Raw genomic sequence first — 26,267 nt, 5'->3', positions numbered from 1 at the left:
CGAAATAGAAAGCACGCCCAACTGACGCCCACCTGAACGCTCATGCAAATTATCGGGCCCCATCGGCTCGTCTCGCGCGCTAAATTGGCACGGAACACGCCGAGGCGACACATGCGGATCCTTCTGGTGGAAGACGACCCTGTCCTTGGGATGGCCGTGCGCGACCAGATCGTCGCCGACGGGCATACACCCGACTGGGTGACCCGTCTCGACGACGCCACCGAGGCGATCCATGCCGCAGCCTTCGATCTGGTCCTGCTCGACCTGATGTTGCCGGACGGGCGCGGGCTCGATTTCCTGAAGCGTCTGAGGGTGGCGGGCGACGTCACGCCCATCATCGTACTGACGGCGCGGGACCAGATCTCGGACCGCATCGCGGCGCTCGATGCCGGCGCCGACGATTACCTGGTCAAGCCGTTCGACCTGTTCGAGCTCAGCGCGCGGATCCGGGCGGTGGGGCGGCGCTATGCCGGCAATCCCAATCCTCTGGTGTCCCTCGGCGACATTGAGGTGGATCTTGCGGCCCGCTCGGTGCGGCGAGCGGGACGGCCTGTGGCGCTGACCGGCCGCGAATGGTCGCTGTTCGAGGCGTTCGTGCAACGGCCCCACCAGCTCATGTCGAAGCCGCAGCTCGAGGAGCGGCTCTATTCCTTCGACGCCGAGGTGGAGAGCAACACCATCGAGGTCTACATCGCCCGCCTGCGCAAGAAGCTCGGGGCGGAGGTGATCGAGACGGTGCGCGGCATGGGCTATCGCCTCGGCCCGCCTGAGGCGGGCGCATGAACGAGGCGGTGGGCGACGGCCGCCGCGGTAGCGGGTGGAGCCTGCGCCTGCGCTTGGGATTGTGGCTGGCGCTGGCGGTCACCGCCCTGTGGCTCGCCGCCGCCACCGTGGCCGGGCTGGTGCTGCGCCGCGAGATCGGCGAGGTATTCGACAGTGCCCTGCAGGAGGTGGCGCAGCGGGTGCTGCCGCTGGCCTATGCCGAACTGCTCTCGCGGGACGGAGGCAGCGCGACCCAGCACATGGCACCTATCGGCCCCCACCGGGAATACATCACCTACGTGGTCCGCGACGCGGACGGCCGCGAGCTGCTCCAGTCGAGCGACGCCGACCTGATGCAGATCCCCCGCGGCCTCCCGCCGGGCTTCCACAGCACGGAGCGGCTGCGCACCTACACCGAGGCGGCCGTCAGGGGCACAATCCTGGTGACCACCGCCGAGGACCTCGGCCATCGCCGCGCGGCGGTCCGACGCGCGGTGGTCGCCCTGATCTGGCCCCTTGTCGCCCTGGTGCCCATCGCGCTCGTCGGGGTGTGGCTTTCCGTCCGCCTGTCCTTGAGGCCCGTCATCACCTTTCGCTCGGCGATCGAGGAACGGGGCCGCGGCAATCTCGCGCCGGTCGCAGCGGTGGGGCTGCCGGAGGAGATCGCACCCGTCGCGACATCGGTCAACGCCCTGCTGGAACGCCTGCGCGGTGCGCTCGAAGCCGAGCGCGGCTTCACCGCCAACAGCGCCCATGAGCTCCGGACGCCCATCGCCGCCGCACTGGCGCAGACCCAGCGCCTCGTCGCTGAACTGCCGGGCGGCGCGCCCCGGGAACGGGCCCGTTCAGTGGCGGTCGCCCTGAAGCGTCTCTCGCGCTTGTCCGAGAAGCTGCTGCAGCTGGCCAAGGCCGAGGGCGGCGGCCTCCTCGCCGAAACCCCGACGCCCCTCGCGCCGGTGCTGCGCCACGTGATCGCGGACATCGACCGGCTGACTGACCGGGGCGAGGACCTGATGGTCGAAATCCCGCCGGACAGCGGCCTTGTCTGCGACCTCGATCCGGACGCCTTCGCCATCCTCGCCCGCAATCTCATCGAGAATGCGTTGAAGCACGGCACGCCCGGCACGCCCGTGCGGCTGCGGCTGGCCGACGGCCTGTTCGAGGTCTCCAATGGCGGCCCCGTGGTGCCGGCCGACCGGCTGGCGCGCCTGATCCGCCCGTTCGAGCGCGGCCCGACGGGGGCGGAGGGCTCCGGCCTCGGCCTTGCCATCGTCGCCGCCATCTGCCGCGGCGCTGGCCTGACCCTCGACCTCGCCTCGCCGATCCCGGGCGAAGCCGACGGCTTCCGTGCCAGGGTGCGCTTCGCGGCCGTGCCTCAAGCCTGACGGGAAGCTGAACGGAGATCCGCATCGGCTTCAGGTGGCCGTCAGGTGCGAAAGCGAGGGTGCTTCCGGTCAACACCAACCGGGAGATGGCCAATGAAGACGCGCACCCTGATCGGAGCGGCGCTCCTGCTTTCCACCACGGGTATCGGCGTCGCACTGGCGGCGGCAGAGGCTGATCACCTGACCTCAAGCCATCACGAACGGCTCGATGGCGTGACGTCATCCGCCATCGAGGGGCGCCCGATCCGCTTCGCCGAAGAGTCCTATGAGCGGCGTCGTGACGGCGAGCATCGCGGACGCCGCCACCACGATGACGATGAGGACGAAGGCGAAGACGACGAGGGTGGCCGCCGCGGCGCAATCCCGCAGGCCGGCCCGGCCGATCCCAATGCGCCGGCGCCCGACAACGGCCTCTTCAACGGCAAAGCCCGTCCCAAGGTCGAGGTGCAATGAGCACCTCGCGGCGCCCGACCTTCTCTCCATTGAGGAACAGACCGATGAAATTCGTCCTCTCCGCCGTGGCCGCCACCACCGCCTTGATCGCCCCGGTGGTCGCCGAGGCCCGCCAAGTCACCTTCGAGACCACCCTCAAGGCCTATGGCGGCAACGGCGCCTATGTGGTGCTCTACGTCACCGATGCCGCCGGCGTCTACAAGGGCACCTTGTGGATGGCCGGCGGCAAGGCGAAGTACTATCGCCACCTCAGCGACTGGCAGCGCGTCTCCGGCGGGCGACCGACCGAGATCGACGGCATCACCGGCGCCAGCATCGGCTCGGGCAGGACGCTGAAGATCAGCCTCGACCTCGCCGATGCCATGATCGACGCCGGATACAAGGTCCATGTCGACACCGCCGTGGAGGACGGCATGGACAATCCCTCCGAGGTGGTCGTGCCCCTCGATACCGCGGCCTCCGGCAAGCCGGCGCCGGGCAAGGGCTACGTCAAATCCTTCACGGTCACCTTCTGAAGCGATCGGACCTGATCCATGCTTCGTCGCATTCATGCGCTGCCGGGCGTCGTGCTCGCGCTCGGCCTTACCGTCATGGCCCTCACCGGCGTGGCGCTTTCCGTGCAGCCGGCGCTCGACCGTCTCGCATCACCGGCGATTCCGGTCGGCACCAGCGTCGCCGCCCTCGCCGAGGCGGTGGCGGCGCGTCACCAGGGCATCGATTCGATCCGCGTGCGGCCGGACGGCGCCGTCACGGTCGCCTTCACCGACGGCGAAACGCGCGGCGTGGAGCGGGTCGATCCGGCGACCGGGGCCGGGCTTGGTCCCTACCATGTCTCAGAAACGACACGCGTCATCACGAATCTGCATCGCGCGTTTCTGACCGGAGATGCGGGGCGGGCCGCCACCGGCGCCGGCGCGCTCGCCATGCTCGTGCTCACCGTCTCCGGCACCCTCCTCCTCGCCCGCCGCCTCGGCGGAGCGGGCGCGCTGCTGCAGTCCATCCGAGGCACACCGGCCCAGCGCTGGCACGGCGAGCTCGGCCGTTTCGCTGCCGCCGGCCTCGTCCTCTCATCCCTCACGGGCGCGTGGATGTCGGCGAGCAGCTTCGGCCTCATCCCCGAACACGAAGCCGCCGCGCCCATGGTGTCGGCGAGCGGCGGCGCGCCTGCTCCGGCCGGCACGCTGGCGGCGCTCAGGGCGACCGATGTGGCGAGCCTGCTCGAGCTGACCTTCCCGGCACCCGACGATCCGACCGACACCTACGGCCTGCGGACAAGCCGGGGCGAGGCGCAGATCGATGCGGCGACGGGCGCGGAGCTGTCCTTCACCCCGGCGACGACGCTCGACCGCCTGAACGGCATGATCCGTACCCTCCACACCGGCCAGGGCGCCTGGGTGCTCGGGCTCGTGCTCGGCCTTTCGGCGGCGGCGGTTCCGGTGCTCGGCGCGACCGGCATCGCAATGTGGTGGCGCCGCCGCGCCGCCCGGCCGCGCATCGCGATGAACGCGCCCGCCCGTGCTGCCGACACCGTCCTCCTGGTGGGCAGCGAAGGCAATTCCACCTGGGGCTTCGCCGCGACGCTGCACGACGCGCTGACCCGCGCCGGCCACCATGTCCACACCGCGGCCATGAACGATCTTCAGCCGTTTTCCGCCGTCACCGAACGCCTGCTGCTCTTGGCCGCGACCCATGGCGACGGAGCGGCGCCCGCCTCGGCGACGGCGTTCCTGTCCCGGCTCGCGCGGCAGGAACGCCGCGTGCCGGTGGCGGTGCTCGGCTTCGGCGACCGCTGCTTTCCGCATTTCTGCGGCTACGCCGAGGAGATGTTGGCTGCGCTCACGGCGAACGGCTGGCCGCAGCTCCTGCCGATGAAGCGCATCGATCGGCGTTCTGCGCAGGAGTTCGCCCAATGGGGCCGCGACCTCGGTACCGTGCTTGGTCACGACCTCAAGCTAGAGCACGTCGCCGAGCCGCCGAAGACGGTCGCGCTCGAACTCGTCGAACGCGAGGACTATGGCGTGGCCGTCGGCGCGCCGGTGGCGATCCTGCGCTTCCGGAGGCCAGGAACGGACGGCAAGGCCGGACGCCTGCCGTCGTTCGAGCCCGGCGACCTCGTCGGCATCCTGCCGCCGGGCCATCCGATGCCGCGCTTCTATTCGCTGGCGTCGTCGTCGTGCGACGGGATGCTGGAGATCTGCGTCCGCCTGCGCGCAGGCGGGCTCTGCTCGACCTTCCTGCACGCTCTCGCTCCCGGCGATCGCGTGGAGGCTTTCATCCGCGCCAACCCGACCTTCCGGCCGGCCGCGGGACGGGCGCCGCTCATCCTGATCGGCGCCGGCGCCGGCATCGGTCCACTCGCCGGCCTGGTGCGCGCCAATGCGGCCGGTCGCCCGGTCCACCTCTACTGGGGCGGCCGCAGCCCGTCGTCGGATTTTCTCTACGAGCACGAACTGGCCCAGCATCTCGCCGAGAAACGCCTGACCTCGCTCCAGACCGCCTTCTCACGCGGTCCGGATGGCGGCGCCTATGTGCAGGATCGCATCGCCGCCGACGCGCCTCGCCTGCGCGAGCTGATCCGGCAGGGCGCGCAAATCCTGGTGTGCGGCGGCCGTGACATGGCCCAGGCCGTGACCTGGGCACTCGATCCGATCGTGCGGCCACTCGGCCTCGACCTTCCCACCCTCAAGTCGTCTGGACGCTATGTCGAAGATGTCTACTGATTCAGCTCAAGGCGCGCTGGAGCCCCGCCGCCACGCCCTCAGCGGCCCCGCCATGGGCGCGCGCTGGTCGGCGGTGTTTTTCGCCGTAGGCGGCGTGGACGAGGGGGCGCTCACCCGCCGCCTTCAGGGCACCCTCGACCGTGTCGAGCGCCAGATGTCCACCTGGCGGCCGGATTCCGACCTGGAGCAGCTCAACGCCGCCCCCCTCGGCACCTGGGTGGCCATTCCCTGCGAACTGATGGGCGTGCTCGCTGCGGCCCTCGAGATCGGCCGCCTGTCGGGGGGCGCGTTCGACATCGGCGTGGGCGATCTGGTCCAGGCCTGGGGCTTCGGGTGCGGCACGCGCGTGCCCGACGGCGGACGCATCGCTGCGCTTGCGGGGCGTCCCTCCTTCGAGCCGCCAAAGACCCTGCAGCTCGATCCGGCAGGCTGCCGCGCGCGCCGCCTGGCGCCGCTGCGGCTCGATCTGTCCGGCATCGCCAAGGGCTTCGGCGTGGACGACCTGGCGCGGGAGATGACGGAGGCGGGCTTTTCCGCCTGGCTCGTGGGCATCGACGGGGAGATGCGCGCGGCGGGCACGAAGCCGGATGGCCGCCCCTGGGTCGTCGCCCACGAGGCGCCAGTCCCCGGCGTGCGGGAAGTCCTCGGGGTGCTGGAGTTGTCCGGTGCCGCCGTCGCAACCTCTGGCAGCTATCGCCATCAGGTGGAGGTGGCGGGCAGGAGGCTCTCCCACACCATGGACCCCTCTCGCGGCGCGCCATTGGAGAACGACCTCGCCGCCGTCACCGTGCTCAGCGACACCTGCATGGCCGCCGATGCCTGGGCGACGGCGCTGTTGGTGCGCGGTGCGCAGGACGGCCCGGCCCTCGCCCGCCGGCTCGGCCTCGCCGCGCTGTTCGTCGGGAGCGACGGAGAGGTGGTGGCGACATGGCCGTGACCAACCATGCCGCATGGACTGGCGGCGCAATCCTGGCCCCCGGGTCCATTCCCTTGCGTCCTCTCAATGCGGCCGCTGCCGTTTCCGGGTGTTCTTCCCGGTGGAGGTGCCCGCTCGGGATCAATGCAGAACCGTCGGGGTGTGAAAGGGAACGGGAGACATGAGACACATCAAGCAGGTCCTTGTTGGCATCCTCGCCCTCGTATCGCTGCTGTGGGTCGCGGCTGAGCCCGGGGTGTTCCAGTCAGCCGGGTTCTTCGCGATACGGGCGGCCGCCGTGCAGTACACGGGCGTGCTCGCCATCGCGCTCATGAGTGTGGCGATGATGCTGGCGCTGCGTCCGCGTTGGCCCGAGCGTTGGATGGGCGGCCTCGACAAGATGTACCGGCTCCACAAATGGCTCGGCATCACCGCGCTCATCGTCGCCATCATCCACTGGCTGTGGACGCAGGGGCCGAAGTGGGCCGTGGGCTGGGGCTTTCTGGAGCGGCCCGCCCGTGGGGACCGCCCGCCCATCGAAAACCAGGTGGAGGCCGCTTTCTCAAGCCTGCGCGGCACCGCCGAGGGAGTGGGCGAATGGGCTTTCTATGCAGTTGTGGCGCTGATCGCGCTGGCGCTGGTCCGGGCCTTTCCCTACCGCTGGTTCTATAAGACCCATCGCCTGCTGGCGCTCGCTTATCTGGTGCTGATGTTCCACTCGGTGGTGCTCCTGACCTTCGCCGACTGGATGACGCCGCTCGGCGCCGCGATGGCGGTGCTGCTGGCCGGCGGCACCTTCTCGGCCGGGGTGGTGCTGCTGCGCCGCGTCGGCGCAGCGCGGCAGGTGAAGGGACGCATCGCCGAACTCACCTATTATCCGGGCGTGAAGGCGCTCGAGACCGTCATCGACGTGCCCGCCGGCTGGCCGGGCCACCGTCCCGGACAATTCGCCTTCGCCAAGTCGGATGCCTCCGAAGGCGCGCATCCCTACACCATCGCCTCGGGCTGGCACCCGGACCATCCGCGGATCACCTTCGTGACCAAGGAACTGGGCGACCACACCAGGGGGCTGAAGGAGCGGCTCAAGGTGGGCCAGGAGGTGCGGGTGGAGGGGCCATATGGCTGCTTCACCTTCGACGACGATTGCCGCAGCCAGATCTGGATCGGTGGCGGCATCGGTATCACGCCGTTCATCGCCCGCATGAAGCACATGGCCTTGCGCGGCGAGGCGCCCGACTGGCCGCAGGGCCAGGTCGCCGATCTGTTCCACACCACCAGCGATGTGGACGAGGTGGCGCTTGCAAAGCTCGCCGAGGATGCCAGAGCTGCCCAGGTACAATTGCATCTGCTGATCGACGCGCGCGATGGCCGGCTGACCGGCGCCCGCATCCGCGAGGCGGTGCCGGACTGGCGGGAGGCCAGCATCTGGTTCTGCGGCCCGGCCGGCTTCGGGGCGGCGCTGCGGGCCGATTTCGCCACCGAGGGCTTCCCGGTGGATAAGCGCTTCCACCAGGAACTCTTCGACATGCGGTGAGGGGCCTCGGCACACTCGCAATGGATGCGTTCAGGCTCGTGTCACCGATCCGTCTTCGGAAAAACGAGGCGGATGCGCATACCGCGGCCGGGGGCGTCCTCGACGCGCACGGCTCCGCCGTGCAGCGTCATGATGGTGGAAACGATGGCGAGCCTCGGCCCGGCACCGTCGGGCCGGCTTCGGTCCAGGCGGTGGAAGCGATTGAGAAGACCTGCTCCGCGATCTTCCGGTGTCCGATCCGCGCGAGCGCCCTGCGGCAACGACATCGAGTCGCAGGGCGCCGCGATCGGCTGCACGAATTTCGCGGCTGCGCTCGACTAAGCGACTCCGCAATCTCTCAAGTCCTTCGGCAGACAGTGCCGGTACGCCAAATTCGGGCGGCAGGCTGATATCAGGAAAGGTCGTATGAGACCGTCCGTCTCTTACTCTTTGACCCGCGTGAGCGTGCTGATATCGGTATGGGTGAATGGCTTACCATACACATGCAGAATCGTTTCCTGCGTGTATTGCATGGTATTTCCAGACACCTCATAAGTGACAGTGAATTTTTCCGTCTTGTCGTTTGCTGCCATATAGTCCGATTGGCCGATGCCCACGTTCTGGGCCGTCAGGGTAAGCGTGGCATCCGGTTTTCCCGTTGCCACAACGCACACAGCCCTGGGGATGCAAAACGAATTATATATTGTCTGATTCGCCTTGTCGTAAATGAGATATCCGACTTGGTCGTGAAACTGTTTCTTGTCGCTCTTGCGGAAAACCATCTGGTGATAAAAAATTGCCGTCAGATGCTGGCTGCTCGCGTTTGTGGCATCACCGGCTGGCGTGAATCTTATGGTCTCGTAATAAGGCGAAGCAGCACCGCCTCCTTTACCCACTTCGGAACCTTCCCGGCCGGGAGCCACGTCCAATCCTTCGTCGTCCTGAGTCTTCCAGGTCCCGACGAACTTGGCGAGTGGGCCGTAATCCAGCCCGTTGATAACAGTTTCTGTCTCAGATGTAGCGGCAACGGCGGATATAGCGGGGAGTGTGAGGCCGGCAATCGTGCTGGCAACGAGGAGGCTTCGGGAGAATTTCACGATCAATCTCCTGACTGGATATCAGCTTTCATCAGAACAACGGCTCATCGACAGCTCGATAGCATGAGCGCTCTGACAAAAGCCTGACGATGGGCCGAACTCGGGGAGCTCTTCGCCAATGCGTTGAGGCTCACCCGCGCGGGAAGATAAGACGCATGAGCGCCCCGCCGCCGGGTGCGTCCTCAATCCGGACATCGCCGTTGTGCAGCTCCATGGTGGTGGAGACGATCGCGAGGCCCAGCCCCGCCCCGTCCGAAGCCCTTTTGTCCAGGCGCCGAAAGCGTTCCAGCACGTCGCCGCGCCGCTCCGGGGGGATGCCGGGGCCATGGTCGCGCACTGCGCACTGGCCCCCAGGGCCCGTAGTCACCTCGACGGCGGTGCCCGCCGGCGTGTGGGCCAAAGCATTTTCCACAAGGTTCCGCAACGCCCGGCCGATGGCGTCGCCGTGGCCGTGCACGCGCGCCGCTCCCGCGTCCCGAAAGGCGATGGTTCGACCGCGCATGACCGCGAGCGGCGTCAGCTCGGCCACCACCTCGCGGGCGATGGCGCCGAGATCGGCCTGGGCATCCGGCGCGAGTTCCAATGCGGTCGCGTGCGACATGTCGAGCATCTGGTCTACAAGGCGTTTCATGCGCTGCGCGTCGGCCACGAGCTTTGCCTTCTCGACGCTGTCCGGCAGCTTGCCGATGCTCAGCATCATGATGGCGAGCGGGGTGCGCAGCTCATGGGCCGCATCCCCCGCGAAATCCCTCAGGGCGCACACGGAGCGCTCGATGCGCGCCAGCATGGCGTTGACCGCCGTCACCAGCGCCTGCACCTCCCGCAGGGAGGGCTCCGCCGCGATCCGCGTGGACACCTGAGCCGGATCAATCCGGTCGATGGCGGCGATGGTGGTCTCGAGCGGCTTCAGCGTGGTGCGCACCACGCTGAAATTGAACAGGAGGAACATGAGCGAGAGCAGGATGAGCGGCAAGATCACGTGGAAGCGGATCTCGTTGAAGATGACCGGCACGAACGGTCGGAAGCCCTCGCCGGCGATGGCCACCGTGATCCAATAGGGATGCCGCCCGACCTCGACGCGGCGGGTGCCGGTAAGCAGGAAGCGGCTGTCCCAGCTCTCGCGCTGAGTCCGGATGACCAGGAACGACAGGGGCGGCTCGTCGGCGATCTTCAGGCTGGCGTCGTCGAACCGCGCCACCACCGCGCCGCCGCGCTCGTGGATCAGGAAAGCCCGCCGTGTGCCGGAGGCGAGCGGATATTGCAGGTCTTCCGAAACCGGGTTGCCGGCGGCCCCCCTCATCTGCGGGATCTCCTGGGCGATCCGGTCCGCCTCCGCGGTCACGAGGAGGTGGTCGAGCTCGTTGGGATTGTTGACATACATCCGCACGACGACGAGCAGCTCGACCACCAGGAAGACGAGCCCCACCAGAGCGAGGCGCACCGAGAGGCGAAAGAAGAGGCTGCGCGGCACGACGGGCGGGCGGCTCGCAGTCATGGGGCTTCCCGTTCCGCGCCGGCATCGGTCGGATGCGGGGCCGGCACCAGCATGTAGCCGACGCCGTGGGCGGTGTGCAGGATCACGTCCGCTCCGGCGGCGCCAAGGCGCCGGCGCAGACGCGAGGCCGCCGCCTCCAGAGCATTGGGCGTAACCTCGGACGACAGGGCGTACATGGCCTCTTCGAGGCTGGTCTTGCTCACCACATGCCCGGCCCGCCGCATCAGGCGTTCCAGCAGGTCCCGCTCCCGCGGCGGCACATGGATCACGCGGCCGCCGACGCGCACCTCCCGCGCCACGGTATCGAAATCGAGGTTTCCCAGGCTCAGGACGATGCCGAGGCACCCCCCGGGGCGGCGCAGCAAAGCACGGCAGCGGGCCGCCAGCTCCGCCATGTCGAACGGCTTCACCAGATAGTCGTCGGCTCCCGAATCAAGGCCGCCCACCCGGTCGCCGAGACCGTTGCGGGCAGTGATCACCAGGATGGGAGCGCCGCTCCCCGTCCGCCGGACGGCGCGGATGAAATCCACACCGTCGCCGTCGGGCATGCCGAGGTCGATGAGCAGGAGGTCGTAAGGCGTCACGGCCATGCTTTCCCAGGCGACGCTCAAGGAGGCGAAGCGGTCGAGCACGAAGCCCTCGGCCTCCAGGCCTTCTGCGATCAGGATCGCGAGCCGGGGGTTATCCTCCGCGAGCAGAACCCGCATGGTCGACATCCGTTCCGCGGGCGCGGCGCTTGCGCCCCGTGATCATGGCGAGCACCAGATTTTCCCGGTGTGCCAAGCTTTCTGCAATGGCGGCGAGCACGTGCACCGCCGCCATGGCGAGAATGAGGTTGGCGGCGATCTCATGGGCCTCCTCCACCCACTCCTTGCCCCAGAAGGCATCGAGGGTCTGCATCCAGCCGGTTAGGCAGGTGGCGGCGAGCAGACCCATGAGGAGGAGCATCATCACCGCCCCGGCGGGATTGTGGCCGACATAGCGTCGGTCACGCCGGTCGAGCACCGCGCGCAGATGGTCCGCGAAGGTCCGCGGGGACGGCACGAAATCGCGGAACCGTGCGTGAACGGTGCCGACGAAGCCCCACACCACGCGAACGGCGAGCAGGGCGGCGACGGTGTAGCCTACGTAGCGGTGGAGCGCTTTGCCGTCCTCCAGCACGAAGCTGTTGAGCACGACGCCGAGCACCACCGTCCAGTGGAAGATCCGCACCAGCGGATCCCACACCGGAACGGTATAGCGGACGTGCGCGGCGGCGCGCGCTGATGCTTCGGATCGAGGGGGCAGCATGGCCATGGTTCAGTCCACGTTGTTCTCGACGATCTCGCCGGTCACGGGATTGAAGTAGACTTCTGCCTTGCGTCCATCGGCATTGGATCCATAGATTTCGTAGCACCAAGAACTGGTCTTCTTGAACACCTTGATGTCCTTGAAACCCATCTGGCCGATCTTTTGCTTCATGACCTCTTCGCTGAGCCACTTGTCCTGCGGCTCCTTGGTGCAGGTCGGGCTGGCGAGAGCCATGGAGGAGGCAAGGCTCAGGGCGACGGCAGCGACGAAAAGTCTGCGGATCATCGGGTTTTCCTCATGCTGCGGGAAGCGATGGACCAAGGCCATCCCGCCGGCACGTCTCTTAACGATCCCGGCTGACCAAAGCCTGACGGGCAAAGATGCGCGCGCATGCCGAAAAGGGGGCGCCCCCGATGCGCGCGAAGGATAGACCACGTCAGGACGTCGTCAGCCCGTCCGCGTATCGAAGGGCCGTCGCTCCTTAGGGCGACTGCATCCTTTCGAGAGACCGATCCATGATCATCGTTCGCAGCCTTCTTGTCGCTGGCGTTCTCGCTTGCGCCTCGCTCGCCGCCCCGGGCTTTGCCGCCGACGCCCTCAATCCGCAGACGAAGAAGAACCTGGAAGCGGCCATGCACGGCGAAGCCTTCGCCAACCTGAAATATCAGGCCTATGCCGAGCATGCCCGCAAGAGCGGCCACCCCGCGATAGCCAAGCTGTTCGACGAAAACGCGAATGTCGAGGCCAACGAGCATTTCGCCCGCGAGGCAGACGCTCTTGCCCTCGTGAGCAGCGACGAGGCCAACTTGCTCGACGGCATGGCCGGCGAACACTACGAAAACACCAAGATGTACGTCGAGTTCGCCAACCAGGCCGATGCGGTCGGTGACAAGAAGGTGGCTGATCTTTTCCGTCAGATCGCCGCCGATGAAGGCGATCACTACGCCGCCTACAAGGCGGCCGTTGAGAAGCTGCGCGCCGAAAAATGAGATTTCTGAGTGGCGCGAAACTCTTTCTTCGCGCCGCTCGTAACGCACTTCGATGCATCAGAATGTGTTGCAGGCAGTTTTATCGAAAATTCGGAGCATGATGAGATGATATTCGATAGTTTATATTAGTGATACCAGGTAAATACTTGCCACATCTCAGTATTTAAGCTTTCGATTGCTGCGAATACGCCGAACATATATCAGTCCAGAGGGAGCATTCCTAACTCTTTTGATATCAACGGGAGCGGGAATGGAGCTTCGTCATCTTCGGCATTTCGTGGCGGTTGCAGAAGAGCTCCATTTTACACGTGGCGCGCAACGCGCCGGCATCGAACAATCGCCATTGTCTCGATCGATCAGGACTCTCGAACGGCGCCTTGGCGTAGTATTATTCGAGCGCACACGGCGATCCACGAAGCTAACGCCGGCCGGTGAACGCCTTCTCGTCCATGCGCGTGCGCTCCTCGCATCCGCCGACGAAGCACGCATAGACGTTCGCACTCCAGCAGCGACAGGAGACACTATCAGCCATTTGCACATCGGCATTTGCGACGGCGTACCCTTTGCGCGTCTCGCGCGACTGATTTCAGAAGTAAAGCGGGATAGTCCGCAAGTTGTCATTCATGTCCATGAAGCGTCAATGGCGCAGAACGTAGAGGGCTTGCGAAGCGGCTTTCTTGATGCGGCGCTCACGCCGGAGAGCGGATACGGCAAGGGGATTTTGTCCGAGGCAGTTTGGCGAGATCCGCCGATCGCTTTGATGCCGAGCGGCCATCCTTTGGCTGTAAAGAAGCGGATCAAACTGTCTGGTATTGTTAAGGAGCCTCTCGTTCTAAGCCGACCCGATACGGGTCTTAGCCAGCAATCCCAGATCGAACAGCTTGTTCGAACTGCAAATTCGACCCCTAATATTATTAGTCGCACCATGACACTTTCGGTGTTGGTTACGCTGGTACTTGCGGGTTATGGCATCGGAATAGCGACCGCTGCTCAACTCGAGGCGGTCGAGGTGGATGGCCTTGCCCTCCGGCCCCTGAGCGATGCGCCCGCTGATCTGAAGACTTGGTTGATGGTGCATGAGGGGACACTCAGCGTGCCACTATCTCGTTTCATCGAGCGAGCCCGGACGATTATTTAGAGAGCCTCCAAGGCTAGGCCGCGCGGCACGGAATCCCTTGTCACGAGCAATAAAGGTTTCGAGCATGAGCGGGGCCAACGTCAAAGCATCGACAACCGTGCCATGAAGCTCGGAATGAAGAGCGGCATATCGATCGAGGTCGGCTCGAAGTTGCACCGATATGGTGATGGTGAGTTTGATGGTTTCAGCTTTCGGCACCGGTCCGAGGCTAAGTTTTTTGGTCAATCATCCCTCCTGATGTCAGCCGTCATCGGTGTGGCGCGATAGGGTCGCAAGACGAGATCTTTATTGACGATGACGCGGACCGGAAAGCCCGGCCGCACCTTTAAGGTCGGCTGGATATTGAGATTGCGCCGCGTGATCTGCTGGCCGACATCGTTGATGGTGTCCTGGGCGCCGTCGCGCGTCGCGATGATGACCTGATCGCCGTTCGTCCCCTGATTTTGAGGCGCTGCCAACTCGGCGCCGATGCCGAGCAGCGAGGAGAGGACCGCGCCTCCGATCAGGCGGAACCAGTGATTGTCGACCTCATCTTCAAGGCCCGAATAGCCGGCCGTATCGACGCCGGAGAGACGATCCAGCACGATGGAGGAGCCGTCCGGCATGATGAGGCGATTCCAGACCAGGAGCACACGGCTCTGGCCGAAGGCGACGCCGGAATCGTACTGGCCCATCAGGCGGGTGCCCTGGGGGATCAAGAGATGCCTGCCCGTAGCCGTGTCGTAGACATTCTCGGTGACGGTACCGATGATCTGGCCCGGCAGATCGGAATTGATCCCCGTCACCAAGGCGGCCGGAATGATGGTGCCGGCCATTACTTGATAGGGCGAGCGTGGCGTTTGGAGAGTTCCAGATCCGTAAATCTTCTGGTCGGCTTCGCGGCTTGCGAACGCCTGCTTGCGATCCTGCATATTCTGCGTGGTCATTTCATCGACGGGCGGAGCAACGGTAGTTTCCGCACCGGTAGCGCGTATTGCGGTGAGATCGAGCCGGTTTGGCTCCGGCGAGGCGACCGCGGTTGCCGATACCTCCTGCTTCGGGCGTGTCGTCTGAAAGAACACGGCTGCTTTCGCTGCGGCTTCCGCTTCCTGCTGGGCACGAAGGCGCGCCGCGCGTTTGGCATCCTCTTCCGGATCAGCCCTGAAACTCGGCCGCTCGGGCATGGGCGGAATGCCCGCCTCCCGTTCGGTGCGCACGACTGGCCCACCGAGCTCACCGGGCAAGGGGGCACCGAGCTTCGGTGGTTGAACCTGCGTATAGTCGCGCGGTAACGTTTGCAGCCCCTCCGCCGGGTTGACGCGATCGGTGTTGTAGAGCTCCTCACCGGTCCGGGCTGATCTGTTCCGGCTTTGCAACGCCCAAATCATCGCGCCAAGCACTGCGGTAGAGACGGCGCCGGCGAGCACCATCAAGGTCCAGCGATTGAGACGGGTCACGGGACGCGGCTTGGCGCGAATGGCGAGATCGGGCGGCGGGGATTTGGGCGGCACGGTCATAGCCCGAAAATCCCCCGCCGGTTGCCGTCGGTGCGCGAGATACGCACGATCTGCTGCTTCTCGCCTCCGAGACGAAGCTCGGCCGCACCGAACAAGCGATCGACGATGTAATATGGTGGCTTTGCGCGGTAGTTGACGAGCTGGTTTTCCCCGGTGGGGCCAACAACGAACAGCGGCGGCAACTCGCCCTGGGCGATACCAGCGGGAAACTGGATATAGACCTTCTCACCGTCATCGAAGACGCGGGTCGGCCGCCACGATGGATTGTCGCCCGTGATCTCATAGCGGAACTGGACACGCTCGAGTGCGACGGCATTTGCGACCGGCGTGGCAGTCCCCGCACGATCGTTCTGACGCTGCAGCGCGAGGAGGCGGTCGTGTGGATAGTCCCATGAGACCGACGCCATCCAGGTCTGGGGCGTCGATGTGAGTTCGAGAAGGTAGGTCCGGCGGTTGGTGTTGACCACCAGATTGGTCTTCAGATCCGGCCGCGTCGGTTTCACCAAGATGTGGGTCTGCTGGCTTCCGCCCCCACCGCTGGTCGTATCGCCGATCACCCATCGCACGGTGTCGCCGGCCGAGACGGAAATCAGCTCTTCGCCGCTCTGCAGGGCGATGTCCGTTACTTTTTCAGGCGCCGCATAAACCTGATAGAGCGCGCCGGCCATGTAGGGCCAGACCTGCGTTGCATTGACATAGCCGGTGCGGGTCGGCTGCACGCGGGCGGCATCATTAGCCGTCGTCACGCGCAGCTTTGGATCGGCAGGTTCAACTGTTCCGCTTTTGACCGGCATCGGCTTTAACTGGCCGGGCAGCGGCAACGGCTTCGGCAGCTCGACTATTTCGACGGGACCAGCCGGCTCGACGATCCGGCTCGCCTCGTAGGGTTCATCCAGGGAGATTTCCGGCGGCGGTGTTTTCCCGGCGCAACCCGCCAGCAACGTGACGGACGAGAGGAGGAGAATGCGGATTGGCAGCATGCGGGTCATGATCCTTTTCTCCTTCACGACCCGCTGGCGCCGAGTTCACGGCTCCAGTTGATGCCGTTGACGAAAATGCCGAGAGGATTCTTACGCAGCCGGTCCTCGGTGCGCGGTGGTTGCATGATGATGGTGAGGATGCCGGTCCAGCGATCCGTGCCGGCAAGCTGATTGTTCTCATAACGCCGCTCGATCCAGCGGATCTGGAAGGAGCTGTCCGATGCGCGCACGACGCTGGTGACCTCGACGGCGACCGACATTTTGCCGACCTTGCCGAACGGATCGTTGGCACGCGCATAGTCATTCAACCCGGCGCTGCCGCGATCGGTGGTGAAGTCGTAAGCCTCGAGCCAGTTCTGCCGCACCACGATGGGATCGGTGGGCAGTGCGCGCACGTTCTGTATGAAACGCGCGAGCGCGTAGGCAATCTGGGCGTCGGTCGGCCGATAGGCCTCCACGGCCGGGCCAACGGCCTTTACTTGGCCGAGCTGATCGACTTCGACCACATAGGGTGTGACGGTGGAGCGGCCCGCCTGCCACAGCAGACCGCCGGCCATGCCTACGGCAAGCGTCAGACAGCCGAAGGACATGAGCCGCCAATTTCGGGCCTGAATGCGGGCGGACCCGAGGCGTTCGTCCCAGAGTTGGCCGGCGGCCTGATAGGGCGTTGAGGGTTCCGACGTTTGCGAATAGCGCACATCGGCGCGTTTGAAGCGCATCGTTCAATCCTCTTGTCGCAGAGATGGATTGGCGCCGGAGCCACCATGATCGCCGGAGCGCAAAGCATGGGCTGCGGTGGTGGCACCGTGGGAGACGTGCGAGCCGCTCGGTCCGTTTCTCACGCGATTGGCCCATGCGGGAGCACCGCCGGCACCGGTGAACGACGCATCGCTTCCGGCCCCACCCATCGCTCCCACGGGCTTGCCGCCGGTAGCCGTCCAGGCGCCACGGGCGCCAGCGGAAGCACGTGAGTCGACCGTGCCCGCGACGCGTGACACGACACTGCGACCCGCCTGTATGACGGCGCCACCGCCCGCTTGCGCCACGCCAGAAAGACCAGCTCCAACGGCTCCCATGCCCGATGCGCTGGACGTCGCTGCACCGAGTTCGAAGGCGACACGCGCGCCGCCCGACATGGTGGATGCTGCCTTGACGCCGGAACCGATAGCGGCCCCTCCGAGCTGTGCCGCGCCGACAGCTCCGGCGCTTGCCGCGACCGCCATGCCGCCGGCGGCGAGCGCGGTGCCGGCGACTGCACCTGCGCCGAGCTGCGGGGCTCCGGAGACGAGACCCGTCGCGATCGACGGGCCGAAGATGCCCAGCCCAAGCATGGCGAGCGACGCCAGCATGATCGCCAGCGCATGATCGATGGACGGCTCTGTTCCCGCCGAGGCGCGAAATTCCGCAAAGAGGCCGTTGCCGATGCCAACGATAACGGCAAGGACCAGGATCTTGATCCCGGACGACACGACATTGCCGAGCACGCGTTCGGCCAGGAAGGCGGTCTTGTTCCAAAATGCGAAGGGCACCAGCACGAAGCCGGCCAACGTCGTCAACTTGAACTCCAGCAACGTCACAAAGAGCTGCACCGCGAGCACGAAGAAACTGACGATGACCACGAGCCAGGCGAGGAACAGGACGGCGATGGTGTCGATGTTGGAGAAGACGGAGGTGAAGCCGGACAAGTCGCCTATCTGCGCGAGGATCGGTCGGCCGGCGTCCATACCGACGGAGGCGAGCTTACCGGGACGCAGGAAATCGTCCTGGGACAGGTCGGAGCCAGAGGCGGTCAGGCCGAGCCCGGCGAAGGATCTGAAGATGATGCTGGCCAGCGAATTGAAGTTTGTAATGATGTAGGCGAAGGCACCGACATAGAGGACCTTCTTGATGAGCTTCGCCAGAATCTCGTCATTGCCGGCTCCGAAGGCCCAGAACAGGCCGGCGAGCGTTATATCGATGGCGATGAGCGTTGCCGAAAGGTAAGCGATCTCACCGTGAAGCAGGCCAAACCCGCTGTCGATATACTGCGAGAAGGTGTCGGTGAAACGGTCGATGACGGAGAGATCGTCCATGGACAATCACTCCGCGTCCGGAGCGACGGGGTCGGTTTTCTCCGGAGTTCTGCTCTTCTTCAGTGACGGGAACAGATCGACCGGATGTGGCGTGTACGGCGTTTTGCCAGAACCCATGAAGCGGCGGCGCTGCGCTTTGCTGGCCATGGTGCACAGTTCGTCGCCTGTCCCAGCCCAGTCGTCTTTGCAAAGCTTTTGCACCTCACGGAGCCGTTGCGGATCGGCGGCGAGGCTGTCCACCGTGTCGGCCGCCCCCGCGGATTGGACGAGAAGCCCGGCGCCGATGGCAATCGCGGCCACGACAGAGAGACGGATGATTTGTCTGAGCATGGCGGGTCCCTCAATCGCGGAACAACCGGACGGGTGCCGGCGTATAGCCGCTGCCATCACCCATGAATCGGCGGCGAACCTCACGCGCCCGCTCCTCCTCCGCGACGGCACGGGCCTGCTCCGCGGCGACGGCGCGGTCCTGAGAGAGCTTGAGCCGGGAGGCGTCGATAGCTTGCTTAGCCTGAAGGGCAAGGAGCTGGTTGGTCGCCTGCGTCGCGTCGAGATTCCCCGTTGCCGACTGGCTGCGAGTGACAAGATCGCCGAGAGTAGCCTCATCGGAGGCGAGGTTTTCGGAGACCTGCGCCTGCATCTTCATGGCCGTTTCCAGAGCGGATCGAGATTGCTCCCAGCGCTTTCGCACATCGGCGAGGATCTGATCGCTCGATGCGGATGCCGCGTATTCCTTCGGGTAGAGCTGCTGGAATTGCCGTTCCATCGCCGATATGTCGTAGCTCAAGCCCTCGGCCTCGCTGATAAGGCGCTCCGTCTTGGCGACGGACTGCTTCAGCTCGTTTAGTGCGGAGAAGTCGAGGCTCGTCAGATTCTTTGTTTGATTGAGGAGCGACTGAGCTTCGTTTTGCAGGCTCTTGATCTGGTTGTTGACCTGGTCCAGGGCTCGGACCGCCGACAGCACATTCTGGCTGTAGTTGTTCGGATCGAAGACGATCTGCGCCGCGACCGGCGGCGCGAGAGCGATGCCGAGCGCGCAGGCACCGGCAAGGCAAAGTGGTGTCCTCATGATGCGGTCTCCTGATTTTGCGGAAGCGGGAATTGGCGGATGAGGTCGGCTGCCCAATCGAGCCCGCGCACGTCGAGCCATGCTGCGGCAAAGGCATCGTGCCCATGGGACACGAGGACATCGTCCATCTGGCGATGATCCTCGGGGCGGCTGGCACCGGCGAAGGCGAGCGCCACAGGCCCGAGATCGAGGTCGAACAGCCGATTGCCGAGACGGGATTGGTAGTAATAATCCCGCTTCGGCTGAGCCCGCGTGATGATATCGATCTGGCGGCTGTTGAGGCCAAATCCTTCATAGATCGTGCGGAGCTGCGGTTCGCTCGCCTGCGGCGACGGCAGGAAGATCCGGCTCGGGCAGCTCTCGACGATGGCTGGCGCGATGGCAGAACGCTGGATGTCGGCAAGCGATTGGGTGGCGAAGACGACGGCGACGTTCTTTTTGCGCAGCACCTTCAACCATTCACGGATGCGCGCAGCGAAGATGGGATCGTCGATAAATACCCAAGCCTCATCGAGCACGAGCAGCGTGGGCGATCCGTCGAAACGCTCATCGAGACGATGAAAAAGATAGGTGAGAACCGGCGTCACGGCGCTCGCCGTGTGCATCAGTTCCTCCATTTCGAAGCCCTGCACGTCGCCGAAGCCAAGCCGATCGGCATCGGCGTCCAGCAGCCGGCCATGTGGCCCCGACAGCGTGTAGGGTTGCAGCGCCTGGCGGAGCCGGTTCGATTGCAACAGCGTGGAAAAGCCGGTGAGCGTTCGCTCCTCACGTGGGGCGGACGCAAGGCTGGTCAGTGCCGACCAGACGGCGTCCTTCACATCGGGCGTGATCTCGACGTGTTCATGCCCGAGCAGGCCGGCGATCCAGTCGGCCGCCCACGAGCGGCTGTCGTCATCCTCAATGCGGGCGAGTGGCTGAAAGGCAATGGCGTCGGAGGATCCGAGATCGTAATACTCGCCGCCGAGGCCCAAGACGGTGGCGCGGGCCGAGCCACCCTTGTCGAAGATGAAGATGCGAGAGCTGGCATAGCGGCGGAATTGGAGCGCCAGCATTGCCAGCAGCACGGATTTGCCGGCACCGGTGGGGCCGACGATCAGAGTGTGGCCGACATCGTCGACATGAGTGACGAGCCGGAACGGCGTGCCGCCGGCCGTGCGGGTGACGATCAGCGGCGGAGCATCGAGATGACCGTTCTTCTCGGGGCCTGCCCAAATCGCCGAGACCGGCATCATGTGCGAGAGGTTCAGAGTCGAGATCAGCGGCTGGCGAACATTGGCGTAGGCATGTCCAGGGATCGAGGATAGCCATGCCTCTGTCGCGTTCAGCGTCTCCGGAATGGTGACGAAGCCACGCCCCTGGATGATCCGCTCGACGGCCTTCAACTTCTCGTCAGCGAGGTCCGGACTTTTGTCCATGACCGTAACGGTGGCCGTGACATAGCCATAGGCCACGGCGTCTGAGCCCAGCTCCTGCAATGCTTCGTCCGCATCGGCGGATTTGTTGGCGGCGTCTGAATCGACCAGCGAAACTTCCTGCTGGAAGATCGTTTCGCGCAGCAGCGTCACGATACCCTTGCGTTTCGCGAACCATTGCCGCCGCACCTTGGTCAGCTCGCGTTCGGCTTCCGCCTTGTCGAGCGACAGGAAACGGGTGGACCAACGATAGGCGAAGCCGAGACGGTTGAGGTCGTCAAGGACGCCGGGCCAAGTCGAGGGTGGAAAGCCGCGAATGGTCAGCACACGCACATGCTGGTCGCCCAGCATCGGCGCTAGTCCACCGGTGAAATCGCAATCGGGCAACAGCGCGTCGAGATGGAACGGCACCTGGGAAACGGCGACAGGGTGCCGCTGCGTGGAGATGCAGGCGTGAAGGTAAGTCAGCGTCTCCTCATCGGAGAACCAGCGGATCTCCGGCATGACGCCGTCGAGCAAGGAGAGAAAGCGGTCGGTCTCGGAAATGAAGGCTGCGAGATGGTCGCGCCAATTCACGGTGCGCCGCTCGGTGCTCTCGTAGAGGAGCTGGCCGGCGCGGGCCTTGCTTTCGGACGGCGGCAGGAAGGCGAGCGTGATGCAGTAGGCGCTCTCGAAATGTGTGCCTGCTTCCTCGAACGCCGCGCGCCGCTCTTCCTCTACGAGCCACGACAACGCGTCGGGAAATTCCGAGATGGGATATCCGGCGGCGATGCGCCGTTCAGCGTCGACGAACAGCGCCCAGCCGGAGCCGAGGCGCTTCAGCGCGTTGTTGAGCCGGGCGGTGGTCGCCACCAGCTCGCTTTCCGTTGCGCTGTCGAGGTCGGGACCACGAAACTGCGCAGTGCGTTGGAACGCACCGTCCTTGTTGAGCACGACGCCTGATGCGACCAGCCCGGCCCAAGGCAGATAATCCGCGAGGCTCGCGGGGCGCGTGCGATATTCGGCAAGGTTCATCATGAACTCACGCCTCCAGAAACGCGCGGTGCTTCAGGTGGCGGGCGAAGACCTCCATGAACTGGGGATCGGCCTTCGCCCCCCAGACGGCGAGCGCATGGCCCGCCATCCAGAGCACGATGCCGCCAATCCACAGATGCAGGCCGATGCCGATGGCGGCGGCGAGTGTCCCGTTGAGGATCGCCACCGATCGCGGGGCGCCGCCCAGCAGGACGGGCTCCGTCAGTGAGCGGTGCAGCGGCACTTCGAAGCCGTCGGCATGGACCGCCATTAGACCAGCGCTCCGCCGCCAAAGCTGAAGAAGCTGAGGAAGAAGGAACTGGCGGCGAAGGCGATGGAGAGGCCGAAGACGATCTGGACCAGCTTGCGGAAACCGCCGCCGGCATCACCGAACGCCAAGGTGAGCCCGGTCACGATGATGATGATCACGGCGATGATCTTGGCAACCGGCCCCTCGATCGATTCAAGGATGGATTGCAGGGGCGCTTCCCATGGCATGGACGAACCCGCGGCGTAAGCTGGGGAAACCAGAAAGGCGGACATCAGCAAAGCCGCCGTTCCGGAGATCCGGTTTCGAAACTTTCCTGCAACGCTCGAAAGCGGATTTTCGGAAATGCGCATCTCCGGATTTACGGAAACGCACGAATCCGCACTTGCGGATTTACGTTTCTGGTTTGTTCCGGAATTCAAGAAAAGCGTGAATGCGGACGTGATGGGCGGCATCCCTAATCTCCTGTGAAGTGCTCTATTGCGTAGGCATCGCCGTCGAGGCCTGTGACGCGGATGATGTCCTCGACGCGGCGTTTGCTACCGCGCCCAGCGATGAAGACGATGATGTCTACGGCCTCCGCGATCAGCGCGCGCGGCACGGTGACGACGACTTCTTGTATGAGCTGCTCCAGCCGGGTGAGCGCTCCCCGGGCGGAACCTGCATGCAATGTCGCGATGCCGCCGGGGTGTCCGGTTCCCCACGCCTTGAGGAGGTCCAGCGCTTCAGCGCCGCGCACCTCGCCAACAACGATGCGATCCGGGCGAAGCCGCAAGGTGGAACGCACCAGATCGGCGGTGGAGACGGTATTGGCCTTTGTCCGGAGAGCCACATGATCGTCGGCTACACATTGCAGCTCGATCGTGTCTTCGAGCACCAGGACGCGATCGCCAGTGGCCGCGATCTCTTGGAGCAGGGCGTTGGCGAGGGTGGTCTTTCCCGTCGACGTTCCACCGGCAATGATGATGTTCCGTCGGTCGAGAACCGAGCTCCTCAGAAACTCTGCCTGCACCTCGGTCAAGATGCCGTTGGCGACATATCGGGCCAGCGGTATGACGCCGGCGGCCCGCTTGCGGATGGCGAAGATCGGTGCGACGGCGATGGGCGGCAAGACGCCTTCGAACCTTTCACCCGTTTCCGGCAACTCGGCGGAGAGAATCGGATGCTCGCGGTTGACCTCGAGGCCGACATGGTTCGCCACGACCTTGATGATGCGGGCGGCATCCTCCGGGGAGAGGATGGCGCCCGTGGGCTCGCGGCCCGAGCCGAGCCTGTCGATCCAAAGCTTTCCGTCAGGATTGAGCATGACTTCCACGACGTCCGGATCGTCGAGCGCGGCGATGATCGCCGGCCCCATGGCGCTGCGCAGCATGCGGACCTGACGATCGCTGACGATCCGGGACGGGGAGCGCGGCCTATCCGTCATGCGGCGCCGCCTCGGCATCGTGGTCTTCCGATCCGGCGGACCCCTGATCCTCGTTGTCGTCGGCCAGGCCGAAGAAGCGACCTTCATCAGGGAAGATTTCTTCATGGACCTGCCGAACGAGGCTGCCGCCACGCTGCAAGTGGCGGCCGAGTTGGTCGACGAATTGGTTGAAGCGTAGGCGCCCCTGCGCGCGAGCCGCCTTCTGATGCGTCTCTGGAAGCGGAGCTGAAACCGACAACGTGTAGCGGATGTATAGCGCCAGGGTCTCGATCAGGATGGTCTGGTCGCGTTCCAGCCGGCCGAACTGGTTCGACAGTCGGTCGAGGCGTGAGGCCAGCGCCGCCTCTCGCCGGTCGGCACCATCGGGAGAAAGATAGGAAGAGAGCGCGGCCGCGACGATCGCTGATTTCGTTTCACCTTTGAGGGCTGCAAGCTGACGCAGTCGCTTGGCATGGTCGGGCTCGATGAAGATGTTGAGACGGGTTTTGCTCATAGCGCGATCCCGTCATCGGGATCGAGCGAGGCCAGACGCGCCACGCGCCGGAACTGCCGGTCCGGTTTGGGAAGCTTACCGTCGCGTGTGACGGGGTTATCTGTCTCATCGTCGAGGACGGACAGATCGTCATCGCGACCATCATGCAGACGTATGACTTCGGCTTTGTCGAGCTCCGGGACGAGTTGATGTCCGCCTTCTACGGGCACGGCCGATGCCTGTGCGCCCGTAGAAGCGGGGAGAGAAGATTTCGACCGCGGAAGGCCGGTCCAATCGTCCGTTCGCGCTACCGGCCGATCAGCATATCCATCGTCTGAGAGAACCGGCGCCGGCAGCACGCGCGAAGTGAAATTGCTGTCGGTGAAATATCGGATCTTGGTGGCCTTGGCAGGTGGATGGCCGGAAACCATGATGACTTCTTGAGTGTCGGGAAGCTGCATGACCTCGCCGGGCGTCAGGAGCGGGCGGGCCGTCTCTTGCCGAGATACCATGAGGTGTCCCAGCCAGGGTGACAGGCGATGGCCGGCATAGTTGCGCTGGGCGCGAAGTTCCGTCGCCGTGCCGAGCGCGTCCGAAATGCGTTTGGCTGTGCGTTCGTCATTGGTCGCGAAGGCGATTCGAACGTGGCAGTTGTCGAGGATGCTGTTGTTCGGCCCGTAAGCCTTTTCGATTTGGTTGAGGCTCTGCGCGATGAGGAAGGAGCGCAGGCCGTAGCCGGCCATGAAGGCCAAGGCGCTCTCGAAGAAGTCCAGCCGGCCGAGCGCCGGAAACTCGTCGAGCATGAGAAGCAGCTTGTGCTTGCGGGCGATACCGTCCGAGCCGTCGAGGCTTTCTGTCAGCCGGCGGCCGATCTGGTTGAGGATCAAGCGAATAAGCGGCTTGGTGCGCGAAATGTCCGAAGGCGGCACGACCAGATAAAGCGAGACCGGATGATCGGCGGCGATCAAGTCGGCGATGCGCCAATCGCAGCGCGATGTGACGGTCGCGACCGTCGGGTCGCGATAGAGGCCGAGGAACGACATGGCGGTCGAGAGCACGCCGGAGCGCTCGTTCTCGCTCTTGTTCAACACCTCGCGCGCGGCGCTGGCAACGACGGGGTGCGGGCCAGGCTCCCCGAGATGCGCCGTGGTCATCATGGACCACAAGGCCCTCTCGAACGGGTGAGCCGGATCGGAGAGGAAGTTGGCCACACCGCGGAGCGTTTTGTCCTCTTCGGCGTAGAGGACATGCAAGATGGCGCCGACTAAAAGCGAATGGCTGGTCTTTTCCCAGTGATTGCGCCGCTCCAACGCACCTTCGGGATCCACCAATATGTCCGCAATGTTCTGGACATCGCGGACCTCGTGCACACCTCTGCGGACTTCCAAGAGAGGATTATAGGCAGCGCTCCTCGGGTCCGTCGGGTTGAACAGGAGGCAATGGGAGAACTGCGCGCGCCAGCCGGCGGTCAGCGTCCAATTTTCCCCCTTGATGTCATGGATGACGGCAGAATGCGGCCATGACAGCAGCGTCGGCACAACGAGCCCGACGCCCTTGCCGCTTCTCGTCGGCGCAAACGCCATGATGTGTTCGGGGCCGGCATGGCGCAGATAGGTGCTGGCCATGAGCCCGAGAAAGACGCCGGCTGGCTTTGTCAGGCCCGCCGCTGTGATGTCCGTCTTATCGGCCCAGCGGGCGGAGCCATAGGTGGTGACGAGCTTCGACTGCCGAGCTCGCCAGACGGAACCGATGATGGCGGACAGAGCGGCAATGACGCCGCTGCCGCCAGCGATCGTACCCCCCGTTTGGAAAACGTCTGGAGCATAGGCATCGTAAACATACCACCACTCGAACAACCGCCAAGGGTAGTAGATTGCCAAGTTGTCGATCAGGAACCAGGGCTCTCCAAGCCGTCGCTGGAAGCCGAGCTCAAAGGCGACCCATTGCGTGGCGGCCCAGGTGCCGGCAAGCGCGATGCCGAACACCACCAGCATCTGACCGATCAACACCTTCGTCGGTGTCATTCCCGCTCCTGCAAAAGCCGCAGTTTTCGGCCGTGCGAACGGCCGACAAGGCATAAGGCTTGTTGCTTGAAGGGGTTAAGTCAAAGACCATTCTTGCGCGCGACAGCAGCAACTATGATCTAAGTACGATCCGGCCCCACTCCTTACCATTTCTTACTACTGGCGGAAATTTAGTATTGCGGCAATGAGTCACGTAAACAATCAGAAATATCTTATGCACCAAGGTGCGTCAGAGCCAAACAGCATACAGCCATGCAATACAGTACCTGCATTCTA

Annotated in this window: 28 protein-coding genes; 9 read left to right on the top strand and 19 right to left on the bottom strand. The window is 64.8% G+C overall.

From position 1 onward, the window contains the following. The first annotated feature begins 111 nt into the window (after positions 1-111). The 7 genes from C7450_RS00410 to C7450_RS00380 all read left to right on the top strand — a co-directional run bounded on the left by C7450_RS00410 (position 112) and on the right by C7450_RS00380 (position 7,770). Positions 112-783, top strand: coding sequence for a response regulator transcription factor (locus C7450_RS00410; protein ID WP_110372428.1), 672 nt, complete (start codon positions 112-114; stop codon positions 781-783). Further along, positions 780-2,147 (top strand): ATP-binding protein, encoded by a 1,368-nt coding sequence (locus tag C7450_RS00405; RefSeq protein WP_110372427.1) that lies wholly within the window; start codon positions 780-782, stop codon positions 2,145-2,147. The genes C7450_RS00410 and C7450_RS00405 overlap by 4 nt, the downstream gene beginning before the upstream one ends. Before the next feature lie 93 nt (positions 2,148-2,240). Further along, complete coding sequence (locus C7450_RS00400) at positions 2,241-2,600, top strand: hypothetical protein (RefSeq protein ID WP_110372426.1); 360 nt, start codon at positions 2,241-2,243, stop codon at positions 2,598-2,600. Between the two features lie 44 nt (positions 2,601-2,644). After that, positions 2,645-3,115, top strand: a complete 471-nt coding sequence (locus C7450_RS00395; protein ID WP_110372425.1) for a DUF2271 domain-containing protein — start codon at positions 2,645-2,647, stop codon at positions 3,113-3,115. A gap of 18 nt (positions 3,116-3,133) precedes the next feature. After that, positions 3,134-5,320, top strand: coding sequence for a PepSY domain-containing protein (locus tag C7450_RS00390; RefSeq protein ID WP_110372424.1), 2,187 nt, complete (start codon positions 3,134-3,136; stop codon positions 5,318-5,320). Beyond that, a complete protein-coding gene (locus tag C7450_RS00385; protein ID WP_110372423.1) occupies positions 5,301-6,257 on the top strand; it encodes an FAD:protein FMN transferase in 957 nt (318 codons plus the stop codon). The genes C7450_RS00390 and C7450_RS00385 overlap by 20 nt, the downstream gene beginning before the upstream one ends. A 160-nt stretch (positions 6,258-6,417) precedes the next feature. Continuing rightward, positions 6,418-7,770 carry a ferredoxin reductase family protein gene (locus C7450_RS00380; protein WP_110372422.1) on the top strand — a complete coding sequence of 451 codons (1,353 nt, stop codon included), beginning with the start codon at positions 6,418-6,420 and terminating at the stop codon, positions 7,768-7,770. A 41-nt stretch (positions 7,771-7,811) separates the two neighbouring features. Here C7450_RS00380 and C7450_RS00375 read toward each other — a convergent pair whose 3' ends face one another. The 6 genes from C7450_RS00375 to C7450_RS00350 all read right to left on the bottom strand — a co-directional run bounded on the left by C7450_RS00375 (position 7,812) and on the right by C7450_RS00350 (position 11,916). Beyond that, positions 7,812-8,066 carry an ATP-binding protein gene (locus tag C7450_RS00375; protein WP_210206328.1) on the bottom strand — a complete coding sequence of 85 codons (255 nt, stop codon included), beginning with the start codon at positions 8,064-8,066 and terminating at the stop codon, positions 7,812-7,814. Between the two features lie 126 nt (positions 8,067-8,192). Continuing rightward, the gene (locus C7450_RS00370) at positions 8,193-8,852 is read right to left on the bottom strand and encodes a heme-binding beta-barrel domain-containing protein (RefSeq protein WP_273546164.1); all 660 of its coding nucleotides are present in this window, start codon (positions 8,850-8,852) and stop codon (positions 8,193-8,195) included. 124 nt (positions 8,853-8,976) lie between these two features. Further along, positions 8,977-10,341 carry a sensor histidine kinase gene (locus C7450_RS00365; protein ID WP_110372421.1) on the bottom strand — a complete coding sequence of 455 codons (1,365 nt, stop codon included), beginning with the start codon at positions 10,339-10,341 and terminating at the stop codon, positions 8,977-8,979. Beyond that, entirely contained in the window at positions 10,338-11,048 is a 711-nt protein-coding gene (locus C7450_RS00360) for a response regulator transcription factor (protein WP_110372420.1), read from the bottom strand. Before C7450_RS00360 ends, C7450_RS00365 begins: the two co-directional genes overlap by 4 nt. Continuing rightward, on the bottom strand, positions 11,023-11,637 hold the full coding sequence (locus C7450_RS00355; protein WP_110372419.1) for a cytochrome b/b6 domain-containing protein: 615 nt from the start codon (positions 11,635-11,637) through the stop codon (positions 11,023-11,025). The genes C7450_RS00360 and C7450_RS00355 overlap by 26 nt, the downstream gene beginning before the upstream one ends. Positions 11,638-11,640: 3 nt before the next feature. Then, a complete protein-coding gene (locus tag C7450_RS00350) occupies positions 11,641-11,916 on the bottom strand; it encodes a PepSY domain-containing protein (RefSeq protein WP_110373174.1) in 276 nt (91 codons plus the stop codon). Positions 11,917-12,146: 230 nt separating this feature from the next. Here C7450_RS00350 and C7450_RS00345 point away from each other — a divergent pair, with 230 nt between their 5' ends. Both C7450_RS00345 and C7450_RS00340 read left to right on the top strand, forming a co-directional pair. Next, positions 12,147-12,620, top strand: a complete 474-nt coding sequence (locus C7450_RS00345) for a rubrerythrin family protein (RefSeq protein WP_110372418.1) — start codon at positions 12,147-12,149, stop codon at positions 12,618-12,620. A gap of 250 nt (positions 12,621-12,870) precedes the next feature. After that, a complete protein-coding gene (locus C7450_RS00340; protein WP_110372417.1) occupies positions 12,871-13,758 on the top strand; it encodes a LysR family transcriptional regulator in 888 nt (295 codons plus the stop codon). On the opposite strand, the gene C7450_RS00335 is transcribed toward C7450_RS00340, so the two are convergent. From C7450_RS00335 to C7450_RS00275, 13 genes are all read right to left on the bottom strand, one after another. Beyond that, positions 13,720-13,983 (bottom strand): DUF2274 domain-containing protein, encoded by a 264-nt coding sequence (locus C7450_RS00335; protein WP_110372416.1) that lies wholly within the window; start codon positions 13,981-13,983, stop codon positions 13,720-13,722. The two genes, C7450_RS00340 and C7450_RS00335, sit on opposite strands and share 39 nt — an antisense overlap. Further along, complete coding sequence (locus C7450_RS00330; RefSeq protein ID WP_110372415.1) at positions 13,980-15,254, bottom strand: TraB/TrbI/VirB10 family type IV secretion system protein; 1,275 nt, start codon at positions 15,252-15,254, stop codon at positions 13,980-13,982. Before C7450_RS00330 ends, C7450_RS00335 begins: the two co-directional genes overlap by 4 nt. Then, positions 15,251-16,243 (bottom strand): P-type conjugative transfer protein TrbG, encoded by a 993-nt coding sequence (trbG, locus tag C7450_RS00325; RefSeq protein WP_110372414.1) that lies wholly within the window; start codon positions 16,241-16,243, stop codon positions 15,251-15,253. The genes C7450_RS00330 and trbG overlap by 4 nt, the downstream gene beginning before the upstream one ends. A gap of 14 nt (positions 16,244-16,257) precedes the next feature. Further along, positions 16,258-16,953 carry a conjugal transfer protein TrbF gene (trbF, locus tag C7450_RS00320; protein WP_110372413.1) on the bottom strand — a complete coding sequence of 232 codons (696 nt, stop codon included), beginning with the start codon at positions 16,951-16,953 and terminating at the stop codon, positions 16,258-16,260. Positions 16,954-16,956: 3 nt separating this feature from the next. Continuing rightward, positions 16,957-18,306 carry a P-type conjugative transfer protein TrbL gene (gene trbL, locus C7450_RS00315; RefSeq protein WP_110373173.1) on the bottom strand — a complete coding sequence of 450 codons (1,350 nt, stop codon included), beginning with the start codon at positions 18,304-18,306 and terminating at the stop codon, positions 16,957-16,959. Positions 18,307-18,312: 6 nt separating this feature from the next. Beyond that, on the bottom strand, positions 18,313-18,636 hold the full coding sequence (locus C7450_RS00310) for an EexN family lipoprotein (RefSeq protein ID WP_210206326.1): 324 nt from the start codon (positions 18,634-18,636) through the stop codon (positions 18,313-18,315). Between the two features lie 10 nt (positions 18,637-18,646). Further along, the gene (gene trbJ, locus C7450_RS00305) at positions 18,647-19,375 is read right to left on the bottom strand and encodes a P-type conjugative transfer protein TrbJ (protein ID WP_110372412.1); all 729 of its coding nucleotides are present in this window, start codon (positions 19,373-19,375) and stop codon (positions 18,647-18,649) included. Then, positions 19,372-21,804, bottom strand: coding sequence for a conjugal transfer protein TrbE (gene trbE, locus C7450_RS00300; RefSeq protein WP_110372411.1), 2,433 nt, complete (start codon positions 21,802-21,804; stop codon positions 19,372-19,374). Before trbE ends, trbJ begins: the two co-directional genes overlap by 4 nt. Positions 21,805-21,808: 4 nt before the next feature. Then, positions 21,809-22,072, bottom strand: coding sequence for a VirB3 family type IV secretion system protein (locus C7450_RS00295; protein ID WP_110372410.1), 264 nt, complete (start codon positions 22,070-22,072; stop codon positions 21,809-21,811). Beyond that, a complete protein-coding gene (locus tag C7450_RS00290) occupies positions 22,072-22,344 on the bottom strand; it encodes a TrbC/VirB2 family type IV secretion system protein (protein WP_183856974.1) in 273 nt (90 codons plus the stop codon). Before C7450_RS00290 ends, C7450_RS00295 begins: the two co-directional genes overlap by 1 nt. A gap of 182 nt (positions 22,345-22,526) precedes the next feature. Beyond that, positions 22,527-23,495 (bottom strand): P-type conjugative transfer ATPase TrbB, encoded by a 969-nt coding sequence (gene trbB, locus C7450_RS00285; protein ID WP_110373171.1) that lies wholly within the window; start codon positions 23,493-23,495, stop codon positions 22,527-22,529. Continuing rightward, positions 23,485-23,988: a CopG family transcriptional regulator gene (locus C7450_RS00280; protein WP_110372409.1), complete on the bottom strand. Its 504-nt coding sequence runs from the start codon at positions 23,986-23,988 to the stop codon at positions 23,485-23,487. Before C7450_RS00280 ends, trbB begins: the two co-directional genes overlap by 11 nt. Continuing rightward, positions 23,985-25,991 (bottom strand): conjugal transfer protein TraG, encoded by a 2,007-nt coding sequence (locus C7450_RS00275; protein WP_110372408.1) that lies wholly within the window; start codon positions 25,989-25,991, stop codon positions 23,985-23,987. The genes C7450_RS00280 and C7450_RS00275 overlap by 4 nt, the downstream gene beginning before the upstream one ends. Positions 25,992-26,267 lie beyond the last annotated feature (276 nt).

Origin of the sequence: Chelatococcus asaccharovorans, from assembly GCF_003201475.1 — a bacterium.
Classification (GTDB): Bacteria; Pseudomonadota; Alphaproteobacteria; order Rhizobiales; family Beijerinckiaceae; genus Chelatococcus; species Chelatococcus asaccharovorans.
The sequence above is the reverse complement of the archived record's forward strand: the minus strand, read 5'-3'. Positions and strand labels throughout refer to the sequence as shown.